This is a genomic window from Halanaerobium sp. (genome assembly GCF_003070835.1).
Genome location: NZ_QBLR01000104.1, coordinates 1 through 11864, shown reverse-complemented (window position 1 = coordinate 11864; position 11864 = coordinate 1). Strand labels below are relative to the sequence as shown.

General features: G+C 36.6%; 9 protein-coding genes and 1 tRNA gene. 9 read left to right on the top strand and 1 reads right to left on the bottom strand.

The features are described from left to right. Positions 1-126: 126 nt before the first annotated feature. The 6 genes from tig to CI949_RS11225 all read left to right on the top strand — a co-directional run bounded on the left by tig (position 127) and on the right by CI949_RS11225 (position 7505). Positions 127-1407 carry a trigger factor gene (gene tig, locus CI949_RS11250; RefSeq protein ID WP_290766543.1) on the top strand — a complete coding sequence of 427 codons (1281 nt, stop codon included), beginning with the start codon at positions 127-129 and terminating at the stop codon, positions 1405-1407. A 127-nt stretch (positions 1408-1534) separates the two neighbouring features. Then, entirely contained in the window at positions 1535-2131 is a 597-nt protein-coding gene (gene clpP, locus CI949_RS11245; protein WP_290766540.1) for an ATP-dependent Clp endopeptidase proteolytic subunit ClpP, read from the top strand. Between the two features lie 21 nt (positions 2132-2152). Next, positions 2153-3424 carry an ATP-dependent Clp protease ATP-binding subunit ClpX gene (clpX, locus tag CI949_RS11240; RefSeq protein WP_290766537.1) on the top strand — a complete coding sequence of 424 codons (1272 nt, stop codon included), beginning with the start codon at positions 2153-2155 and terminating at the stop codon, positions 3422-3424. Positions 3425-3635: 211 nt separating this feature from the next. Further along, the gene (lon, locus tag CI949_RS11235; RefSeq protein WP_290766534.1) at positions 3636-5987 is read left to right on the top strand and encodes an endopeptidase La; all 2352 of its coding nucleotides are present in this window, start codon (positions 3636-3638) and stop codon (positions 5985-5987) included. Next, positions 5974-6576, top strand: a complete 603-nt coding sequence (yihA, locus tag CI949_RS11230) for a ribosome biogenesis GTP-binding protein YihA/YsxC (protein ID WP_108141254.1) — start codon at positions 5974-5976, stop codon at positions 6574-6576. Before lon ends, yihA begins: the two co-directional genes overlap by 14 nt. Positions 6577-6578: 2 nt before the next feature. Next, entirely contained in the window at positions 6579-7505 is a 927-nt protein-coding gene (locus tag CI949_RS11225) for a class I SAM-dependent methyltransferase (RefSeq protein ID WP_290766530.1), read from the top strand. A gap of 122 nt (positions 7506-7627) precedes the next feature. On the opposite strand, the gene CI949_RS11220 is transcribed toward CI949_RS11225, so the two are convergent. Beyond that, a complete protein-coding gene (locus CI949_RS11220) occupies positions 7628-9406 on the bottom strand; it encodes an FAD-dependent oxidoreductase (RefSeq protein ID WP_290766528.1) in 1779 nt (592 codons plus the stop codon). 312 nt (positions 9407-9718) lie between these two features. Between CI949_RS11220 and CI949_RS11215 the strand changes: the two genes are divergently transcribed. The 3 genes from CI949_RS11215 to CI949_RS11205 all read left to right on the top strand — a co-directional run bounded on the left by CI949_RS11215 (position 9719) and on the right by CI949_RS11205 (position 11858). Then, positions 9719-10768, top strand: a complete 1050-nt coding sequence (locus tag CI949_RS11215) for an FAD:protein FMN transferase (RefSeq protein ID WP_290766526.1) — start codon at positions 9719-9721, stop codon at positions 10766-10768. After that, entirely contained in the window at positions 10758-11717 is a 960-nt protein-coding gene (locus CI949_RS11210) for a polyprenyl synthetase family protein (protein ID WP_133531278.1), read from the top strand. The genes CI949_RS11215 and CI949_RS11210 overlap by 11 nt, the downstream gene beginning before the upstream one ends. A 64-nt stretch (positions 11718-11781) precedes the next feature. Beyond that, positions 11782-11858 (top strand) — tRNA-Arg (locus CI949_RS11205). The last annotated feature ends 6 nt before the right edge of the window (positions 11859-11864 follow it).

Genomic DNA, 11864 nt, shown 5'->3' with positions numbered 1-11864 from the left:
CCTTTCGCACCATTTAATAATTCTGTCATTGACCCCCGATATTGGCCCGGTGCCAGATCGGGGATTATTAACATATAGAGAGTTTTTTTAAAAGTTTTATTTAAATATCAGTTAGGAGGAATATTAATGGAAGTAAAAAAAGAAGTATTGGAAGGTAATAAAGTTAAACTGGAAGTTGAAATAGAAAGTGATCAGGTAGATGAGGCACTTGAGCAGGCTTATCGTCAGGTAGTTAAAGATATAGAGATTCCTGGTTTTAGAAAGGGTAAAGCTCCCCGCAAAATTATTGAACAGAGATTTGGGGAAGAAGTTCTGCATAAAGATGCACTTGATATTCTGATTCCTCAGGGATACAGTGAAGCTGTAGAGGAAGCAGATATTGAGCCTGTAGCACAGCCTGATATAGAAGATTTTTATATCTCCAAGGGAGAGGCTGCTACTTTCACTGCAATAGTAGAGGTTAAACCTGAAGTTGAACTTGGTGATTATAAAGGTTTAGGTATTGAAAAAGAAGATACTGATGTAAAAGATGAAGAAATTGCTCAGCGTCTGGAAAAACTGCAGGATGAACACAGCCAGCTAACTACTGCAGAGCGTGAAGAACTGCAGGATGGCGATTTTGCAATTATTGACTTTACCGGTTATGTAGATGGGGAAGAATTCCCTGGTGGTTCTGCAGAAGAATACAGTTTAGAAATTGGCTCCGGAAGCTTTATTCCAGGATTTGAAGAACAGTTAGTTGGAATGAAGGTTGGAGAAGAAAAATCTGTAGAAGTAACATTCCCGGAAGATTATCATGCAGATGATCTTGCTGGAGCAGATGCTTCCTTTGATGTACTCCTTAAAGAAATTAAAGTTAAGCAGAGACCGGAATTAGATGATGACTTTGCTAAAGAAGCAAGTGATTACGAAACAATGGAAGAATTAAGAGTTAGCATTGAAGAAGAATTAGCTGAGCAGAAAGAAAATTCAGCTGAAAATAACTTTAGAGAAGAATTAATTAAAAAAGCAAGTGAAAACGCTGAAGTTAATATGACTGATACTCTTGTAGATGAGCAGCTTGATCAAATGTTCCAGCGTTTATCTCAGTCTATTTCCCAGCAGGGTATGGATGTAGAAGATTACCTTGGGTATATGGGTATGGACGAAGAAGGCTGGAGAGAACAGAATAAAGAAACAGCTTCTGAGAGAGCAAAGGAACTTTTAGTTCTGGAAGCTATTGCTGATGTAGAAGATATTGAAGTTACAGATGACGAGATCGAAGATGAGGTAAATGAGATTGCAGAAATGCATGATCAGGATCCAGAACAAATTAAAGCTATTCTGCAGATGCAGGGACAGCTTTCTCAGCTCAAAGAAGATATCAGAAGACAAAAAACTATTGATTTCTTAATCGAAAATAATTAAATTTTGATTAGAATGTTAAACAATAACTGTTTTTCATTAGCTATTTAGATATAATTATATACAGGTACCAGGTACAAAAATCGTTTTCGGGTACCAGGTACAAAAAAATAAAGGGAGGTTTTAAACGATGAGCCTTATTCCAATGGTAGTTGAACAGACTAATCGTGGGGAAAGATCTTATGATATTTATTCCCGACTTTTAAAGGATAGAATTGTATTTTTGGGTTCACCAGTAACAGATGATGTAGCAAACACTGTTATTGCACAGCTGCTCTTTTTAGAAGCAGATAATCCAGATAAAGATATATATTTATATATAAACAGTCCGGGCGGCTCAGTAACTGCAGCTCTGGCTATGTATGATACAATGCAGTATATCAAACCTGATGTTGTAACAATTGGTATGGGACAGGCTGCAAGTGCTGGTGCCCTGCTTTTAGCTGCTGGTGCTGAAGGAAAGCGTTATGCTCTTCCTTATGCAAGAGTTATGATTCATCAGCCAGCCGGTGGAGCACAGGGAAAAGCAACTGAAGCTGAAATCCACATTAAAGAGTTAATGAGAATTAGAGAATTGCTGAACAATATTCTCAGCAAACACACAGGTCAGGATTCAGAAAAAATTGCTCAGGATGTAGAAAAAGACTACTTCATGACTGCAGAAGAAGCTGTAGATTATGGTTTGATTGATGAAGTAATTACTCGTAACGAACTAAAGGAAAAGTAATTTAGCCCGAGAGGTGATATAATGTTCAAATTTGGCGATCACGATCACGAAGATGGGGAACTAAAGTGTTCCTTTTGTGGTAAAAGCCAGGATCAGGTAAAGAAATTAGTTGCCGGTCCAGGAGTCTATATCTGTGATGAATGTATAGAGCTCTGTAATGAAATTGTAGAAGAAGAATTAGACGAGGAATTGGAACTTGAATTTGAAAGTGTTCCAAAGCCCAAACAGATAAAAGAATATTTAGATCAATATGTAATAGGTCAGGAAAGAGCCAAGAAATCTTTATCAGTAGCTGTCTATAATCATTATAAACGTGTCAACTCCAATATGATGGTTGACGATGTTGAATTACAAAAGAGTAATATAATGATGGTTGGACCTACTGGTTGTGGTAAGACACTGATGGCTCAAACTCTTGCTAAAATAATTGATGTACCAATTGCAATAACTGATGCTACATCTTTAACAGAGGCTGGATATGTAGGAGAAGATGTGGAAAACATTCTGCTTAAACTTATTCAGGCTGCTGACTATGATGTAGAAAAAGCTGAAAAGGGTATTATCTATGTTGATGAAATTGATAAAATAGCTCGCAAATCAGAAAATACATCGATTACTAGAGATGTTTCCGGTGAAGGAGTACAGCAGGCCCTGCTTAAAATTATAGAAGGTACAGTTGCCAGTGTGCCGCCACAGGGTGGGCGTAAGCATCCTCATCAGGAATTTATTCAGATAGATACAACCAATATTCTCTTTATTGCTGGTGGAGCTTTTGATGGTCTGGAGAAATTAATTGACTCCCGCATTAGCGAAAAGGTAATGGGTTTTGGTGCTGATATCAAAACTAAAGAAGAGAATAAAAATATTGGAGATACTCTAAAGCATATTCAGCCTCAGGATTTACTGCACTATGGTTTGATCCCTGAATTTATTGGTAGAATGCCGGTTCAGGTAACTTTAGATCAGCTTGAGGAAGAAGATATGGTGCGAATCATGAAAGAGCCTCGTAATGCTTTAGTAAAACAGTATGAGAAGTTCTTTGCAATGGATGATATTGAGCTTGAATTTACAGATGATGCTCTAATAGCAATTGCTGCTAAGGCCTTAGAGCGTGATACTGGTGCTCGAGGTTTAAGATCAGTTGTTGAAAATACTGTTTTAGATATTATGTATGAGTTACCATCACGACCTGAAATTAGAAAGTGTATTATTACTAAAGAAGTTATAGAAGAAAATGCTGATCCTATTCTGGAGATTGAGGATGACAGTCTGGAAGAGGAAGAAAGCGCTTAACAGCCAAAAGATTAAATAAAGTATACTCTTTAATATTCTTAAGCTATGAGAGATGATCTAGAGATAATATTACTCCTGATGAGTGAGTGGTATTATCTCTTTCGTTTTTTTGAATGATTTTGGAGGGGAAAACTAAAGAATCCAGAATTATTAAAGTAGATGAATTTATCAGAATAAAGTTTTTAAATATAATTGATAGAGGTGAAAATAAATGTCTGAAGAAAATGAAATTAAAGAAGTTATGGAACTACCTCTACTTGCATCACGGGGTGTAATTGTTTTTCCACATATGGTAATTCCTTTACTGGTAGGCAGAGATAAGTCTGTGGCTGCCCTTGAGGAAGCAATGATGGAGGAAAAGAAAATTATTATTGCTGCTCAGAAGGATGAAACAGTAGAGGAGCCTGAGATAGACGATATTTATCAGTTTGGCACAATTGCTGAGGTAAAGCAGCTGGTTAAGCTTCCTAACGGCATGATCAAAGTGGTTGTAGAGGGTTTGGAGAGAGCGGAAGTTATTGATTATCTTGACACAGAAGAATATTTTCTGGTAGAAGCAGAAAGTCGACCGGAAGAAAAAGTTGAGGTTACTACTGATGTTAAGGCTTTAATGAGAACTGTAGTTAAAGAGTTTGAAAAATATATTAAATATAACCGCAATCTGCCAGCTGAAACAATTATGTCAGCAAGTAATATTGAAGAGCCCGGGCGGCTGGCTGATGTCATTTCTTCGCAGGTTGAGTTGAAATATCAGCAGCTCCAGGAATTGCTGGAGGCAACAGATATTATTCAGCGGCTGGAAAAAATGCTGAGCCTGCTGCAGGATGAGATTGAAGTCTTAAAAATTGAGCAGGATATTAATAAAAGAGTCAAAAAGAAAGTTGAAAAAAATCAAAAAGAATATTATTTAAGAGAAAAAATGAAGGTTATTCAGGATGAGCTTGACGAAGATAAGAGTTCAAGCGATGAAATAGAAGAGTATTACGAAAAACTGGAAGAGGCTGATCTGCCGGAAAATGTGGCTGAAAAAGTGGAAGAAGAGATTGAAAAGTTAGATCGAACACCAAATATGTCACCTGAGGCTACAGTCATTCGTAATTACTTAGACTGTGTTTTAGATCTTCCTTGGAATAAAGAAAAAGAAGAAGAAATTGATATCAAAAATTCAGAGGAGATTTTAGAAACAGACCATTATGGTTTAAAAGATGTCAAGGAAAGAATTTTAGAATATCTGGCAGTCCGCAAGATGGCTCCAGCTAAAAAGAGTCCAATTTTATGTCTGGTAGGTGCTCCCGGTGTTGGTAAAACCTCGCTTGGACGTTCAATTGCCAGAGCTCTGGACAGGGATTTTGTCCGTCTATCCTTAGGTGGAGTTAGAGATGAGGCAGAAATTAGAGGTCACCGCCGGACCTATATTGGTTCCCGTCCCGGTAGAATAATTAATGCTATGCGTGATGCCGGAAGCAAAAATCCAGTTTTTCTGCTGGATGAAGTTGATAAGATGAGTTCAGATTTTAGAGGAGATCCAGCATCCGCTTTGCTTGAAGTTCTAGACCCAGAGCAGAATAAGGAATTTGGAGACCACTATCTGGAAGTACCGTTTGATCTTTCTCAGGTTTTATTTGTGACAACAGCCAATGTGGCTCACACTATTCCAGCACCACTTCTGGACAGAATGGAACTAATTGAGATTCCCGGCTATACAGAAGATGAGAAACTAAAGATTGCGGAAGGACATCTGCTGCCTAAAATTTATGAGGATCATGGTTTAGAAGAAGATCAGATTAATATTTCTTCAAATGCTATCTTAAAGGTAATAAGAGAATATACCAGAGAAGCAGGCGTAAGAAATCTAGAGCGCAAACTGGCTGCTGTCGCCCGTAAAGTAGCAAAGGAGTTTGTTGAAGGTAGAGATCATAAGGCTCTGGTTGCAGTCAACAGTGTAGAAAAATATCTGGGACTGGCAGATTATGAACATCAGGAAAGTGATCTGGAAGATAGGATTGGGGTAGCTACCGGTCTTGCCTATAACCAGGCAGGTGGAGATATTCTGGATATCGAGGTAGCTGTTGTTCCCGGCAAGGGAGAATTAACCCTAACAGGTTCTTTAGGTGATGTAATGAAAGAGTCTGCCCAGGCAGCCTTAAGTTATGTCCGCTCCAAGCAGAATGAATTAAATCTGACTGATGGTTTTTATAAGAAATATGATATCCATATTCATGTTCCTCAGGGTGCAGTTCCTAAAGATGGTCCATCTGCAGGAATTACAATTGCAATTGCTCTTGCTTCAGCTCTAACAGGGCGTAAAGTTCGCGGCGATTATGCAATGACTGGAGAAATTTCTTTAAGAGGTAGAGTGCTGCCGATCGGTGGTTTAAAAACAAAAATACTGGCTGGCCGCAGAGCAGGAATTAATAACTTTATTTTACCTAAGAAAAATGAAAATAAATTTAAAGAAATTGAAAAAGAAATTACCCGAGGTTTAAATGTAACTTTTGTTTCCCATATGGATGAGGTAATGGATATCCTGTTATTAGAGGATGAGAATCATGCAGATCAGTAATGCTGAATTTTATAAAAGTGTCTATAAATATGAAGACTGCCCCAGGCTGCAGCAGCCTGAGGTAGCCTTTAGCGGCCGCTCAAATGTTGGTAAATCATCATTAATCAACAGAATCACCAGGCAGAAAAAGCTGGCCAGGACAAGTAATACTCCCGGCAGGACCCAATCTCTTAATTATTTTAATATTGATGATAAGTTTTACCTGGTTGATTTACCCGGCTATGGTTTTGCAAATGTGCCGCAGAAAGTCAAAGATGACTGGGCTGAGTTAATTGATACCTATTTAAACTATCGTGAAAATTTAATCGGAGTTGTTCAAATTATCGACTGCCGCCACAAACCAACTAAAGATGATAAAATGATGGTCGAATGGCTGCAGGCCAGTGGCTTAAGTTATTTAATTGCTGCCACCAAGGTAGATAAAATCTCCAACAATAAAAAATTCAAACAGAAAAAACTGATTTATAAAGAATTAAATCTAACAGATGAAGATAATTTTACTTTCTTTTCTGCCCAGACTGGAGAAGGAAGCAGAGAAGTTTATGAATATCTTGATTTTTTAATGCAGCTGGCAAAAGATAGGGGCTAAAAATGGAGCAGAGTTATACCACATATTTTGCTGAAATTTATGATGATGTAATGAAAAATGTTCCTTATAATTACTGGTTTCGCTATTTAGGGGATTTATTAAAATATTATCAGCACCAGCCTGAGTCAGCGCTGGAGCTTGCTTCCGGCACTTCAAATATGACTCTAAAATTAATTGAGATGCAGTCACTGAATAGAATCACGGCTCTCGATTTATCTTCAGCGATGCTTTCTAAAGCTGCCGAAAAGTTAGAGGCTGAACTTTATAACTCGCAAAAATTTAGTAACTTTAATGTCCAAAATAACAATTCATTCTATCAGCTGCAACAAAATAAGAGAAATTTAACTGTTAACTTTAAAGCTCAAAACATGACTGATTTTCATTTTAAGGATAAATTTGATTTAATTGTTTCTTTTTTTGACAGCCTTAATTATCTGACTGATATTGATCAACTGCAGGGCTGTTTTGAAAGTGCTGCTCGATCTTTAAATAATGATGGCTTGTTCATCTTCGATATGAATTCAGTTGGCAGAATTAATACTATTGAAGAAAAATCATTTGTGATTGAGGGAGATAGTTATGAATGCTTCTGGGAGGATATTGTAAAGGCTAAAGAGAATTTATGGCAGGTGAAGTTAAAAATCTGTCCGGATAATGACCAGCTTCCCTGTTTTGAAGAGACTCACAGTGAGCGGGGATATAAAATTGAAACTATTTTAAGACTGCTTAAAAATAGTGGTTTTAAAGCTGTAGATGTCTACAATGCTTTTAGCTTTGCTACGGGCAAAAATCATTCGGATCGCCTTTATTTTGCAGCTGCTTTAGACGAAAAGAGGCTGCAGCAGAATCAGGGCAAACTTAAAAAATTATTTTATGGAGCCAGAAATAGAATAGATTATTTTTTAGTTAGCTTAAAATATTTGTTTTAGAATTATTTATTAAGAAAAACTGCTGCTGAAAACAAATAAAAGATAAAAAAAGCAGGAGCTTTAACTCAGCTCCTGCTTTTTTCTTATTTAATTTACTTATCAAGAATAAATTAATCGTTAATTTACTTTTTAACTACTTTCTGCAGATCCTGATCTTTATCTTTTGGTCTACTCCAGATTTTACTCTTCAGCCAGGGCAGAACATAATAATCCAGGCCAAAGGAGCGTCCGGAACCGATTAAAGCAATTGAAGCAAAGAAGAACCAGAATAGGGGACTAAAGTGTCCGGGCCAGTCACTGGACCAGTGTGCATACTGACCGGCCAGTAAAAAGTTAACTGAAAATCCAGCCGAACCTAAGGCACCCAGACTTGCAAATAAACCAAAGATTAAAGAGAGCCCGATTCCGATCATACTTAAAGTTACAACAGTCTGGAAGAAGAGAGGGAACTTAAAGATTACAGCCTCGTTTAACCAGACATACCAGCCGACAGCATAGTCGCCAATCGGTGATGATGAAGCTCCAGAAACCAGATAATCTCCACTCTGCAGCCAGCCATCTCTTACTTTAGTATAACCTTCATACAGCCACATGATTCCAACAAAAACACGTAAAAGAACCAGCCAGAGTGATCTGGAAGTCTCACTGACAAAACCAAATAGACTTGGCAGTAATCCTTTGTGAGAAGCCTGTTCTTTCATATAATCAGTAATTAAACTGTAAGTTTCTTTTAATCCACCAATTTCAAAGCGGTAGAACATGTTAACAGAATGTTTCATAAACATAGCTGGAATTCCTGTTAAAGATAAGCCCATTACTTCAGCTACTGCATAGCTGCTTCCAACTGAAACCATTACTCCGTGTAAATTAGCTTCAAGTTCTTCTTTGGAGCCACCTTTAATATCAGCTATAATATTTTTAGCTGCACATTCACCTGTCTGCTGTGCAGATTCCACTAAAGCAGGTAAAATCTGATCATTATTCCAGGGAGCTGCTGCATTATCACCAATAGCATAGACATTGGAATAACTTTCTGTCTGCAGATATTTATTAACTTTAATTCTATTTGCCCGACTTGTAGCCAGACCAGAATTTGCAGCAAAGTCAGCTGCCTCTACCCCACAGGTCCAGATGATGGTTCGAGCTTTGACTTCTAAGCCATCATTTAAAATTAATTTATTTTCTTCTATTTTATCGACAAACTCACCTGTCTTAACATTAACTCCCTTCTTTCTCATATAATTACTTGCTTTTTTAACCAGTTCATCACTGAGATTTGGAAGTATTTGATCAAGACCTTCAAAGTTATAAATTTCTATTTCATCTCGCGAGATATTATATTCTTTACTGTATTCATCAAGCCATTCAATTAATTCACCAACCATTTCGACACCGGTAAAACCTCCACCGGCAACTGCAAATGAAAGCAGTTCCTTTCTTTCAGCCTGATCATCTGTCATTCGTGCTTCCTGTAGACACTTTTCAACATGTCTTCTGATAGACTTAGAGTCATCCATTGACCAGAGAGTAAAGGCATGTTCTTCTACACCTTCAACTCCACAGGAGCTTGGCTTACTTCCGGCTCCCATAATTAAATAATCATAGCTGTACTGGTGATCATCAGAACTTAAAATCTGATTTTCGAAATCGATATCGTTGATTTCGTCCTGAACTATATTGACTCGAGTTGATGAGAAGATTCTTTCTAAATCAATTTCAAGAGCATCTTCTTCAATCCTCTTACCTGCCACCTCATGTAATTCTGTTAACAGGGTATGATACGAATTCCTGTCAATGAGAGTAATTGTAGAGTCAGGGTGTTTTTTTAACTTTTTATGGAGAGTTTGGGCAGCGGTTACTCCACCATATCCTGCTCCAAGTACTATAATGTTATTACTCAATTTTTTACCTCCTTTAATATTTGTATTTCTTAAATTTTATTAGAGTAATTTTTTCATGACCGGTTTTATTAAGATTTAATATATAATTTCACATGGATTACTAAAAAAAGTCATGAGTTATTTTTATCACATTATAATTATAGCATAATAAAAATAAATTGCAAATTTCTTAGTGAATTACTCAGAATAGTTATTTGCAAAGTTAAGCATTTATGATAAAATGTAAGTGGTTTACCCGGGATTAGTCTTTATTATCTTGTGTAAAAATTAACTTTATTATAGAATAACTATTAATAAATGGGATGTGATACTTTGTTCAAAAACAAAAAAACAATTTTTTTAACTATACTTGCAGTATCTTTAATATTCTTAACAGCCTGTGGAAATAATGGAGAAGACATTCCCCAGGCAGAAGATAATGTATTTTTGATGGATACTCTGGTCCAGATGCGGGCCCATGGAGAAAATGCAGAAGTTGCTGTTGAAGAAAGTATGGAAAGAATCAGAGAAATTGAAAATTTGATGAGTAAAACCATAGAAACAAGTGATATTTATCAGCTGAACAATAATCCAGAAACTGAAATTGAAATTGATAAAGAAAGTAAAAGGGTATTAGAGAAGGCACTGGAATATGCAGAATTAACTGCTGGAGATTTTGATCCAACAATTGGAGCTCTGGTTGAACTCTGGGGGGTTGGGACAGAAAATGCTGCTGTCCCTGAGGAGTCTGAGATCAAAGATGCTTTAGCCAATACAGGTTATGAACATTTAAGATTAAATGATAATTCAGCAGAGTTAACAAAGGCTGGAGTAAAAATTGATCTGGGGGGTATTGCCAAGGGCTATGCAGCTGAAGAAGTGAAAAAAGTTGTCCAGGAATACGAGATAGATCATGCTTTTGTAAATCTGGGTGGAAATGTACTTGTTATCGGTAACAAAGTTGATGGTTCACCCTGGAAGATTGGAATCCAGGATCCAAGAGAGGGTCGAGGAAATGTAATGGCAATTGTTGATGCTGTTGATAAGACAATTGTTACTTCAGGCAACTATGAGAGATATTTTGAAGAAGATGGTAAACTTTATCATCATATTTTAGATCCAAAAACTGGATATCCGGCAGAAAATAATCTGCTCAGTGTAAGTATAATAAGTGAAAATTCCTTTGATGCTGATGCTCTTTCTACAGCTATTTATGTGATGGGACTGGAGCGTGGAATGAAATTTATTGAGAATCTGGAAGATGTTGATGTTATGTTTATAACAGAAGAGCTGGAAGTTTATCTATCTTCGGGTTTGAAAGAGATTGTAGAGATAAATGATTCAGATTTTAATGTAATTGAAGGTGAGAAATTTGCTGATTGAAGATAAGCTTTATCAGAAAATTTGTTCTAAATTAAATGAAAATATTTTAGAAATTACAAGTTCAAAACGACCAATAATTAACCAGGCTGTTGAAGATCTGATTAGTGGTGGGGGAAAAAAGCTGAGACCATTTTTGATGTTTTTAGCAGCTTCATTTGGAGATTATGATAAAGAAAAAATGCTGCAGCTGGGAAGTGGAATTGAGCTGCTCCACATGGCTTCACTGGTCCATGATGATATTATCGATAATGCAGAACTCAGGCGGGGAAAGGAAACTGCTCAGCGTAAATTCGGAAAAAAAGAAGCAGTTTTTATTGGAGATTTTTTGCTTTCCCGAACTTTTGATATCTTCTTTGAATATCTGGATAAAAAAACCTTAAGAAAAATGAATAAAAATGTTCGACTTCTATGTGAAGGAGAAATTGAACAGTCTGAAAAGCGTTTTGATCTTCAGATTGGGATTAGAGATTATTACAGAAGGATTCGTCATAAGACAGCTCTGCTTTTTGCATTAAGCAGTTATTTAGGTGCTTATACAAGTGGGATTAGAGGTAAAAAACTTAATTTGTTATATAAAGTAGGCTTAGAAATAGGTATGGCTTTTCAGATTCAGGATGATCTATTAGATTTTGAAGGTGATGAGGCAGCTACCGGAAAGATACTGGCTCAGGATTTAAAAGAGGGAGTAATTACTCTACCGGTAATTTTACTGCTTAATAAGGATAAATACAAAACCAAATATGCTGAATATAATAAAATTCAACTTGATGACAGGATTATTAAAGAAATTATTTTCGATGTAAAAAATTCTGGGGTTCTGGAAGAAAGTAGAGAAATTTTACTTGAATTTATCAACAGAGTCCATAAATATCTGGATCAATTACCGGATAACAAAGCAAAAAAGAAATTAAAAAAGCTGATCGAAGCTCAGGTTGAACGCAAATTTTAAGTTTAAAAACCCATTATTTAACTTGATATTTTAAATAAATAATTATAAAATATAAATAGCTTTTGGGGTTATAGCTCAGCTGGATAGAGCAACAGATTCCTAATCTGTAGGCCGGCGGTTCAAATCCGCCTAACCCCACCACTTATA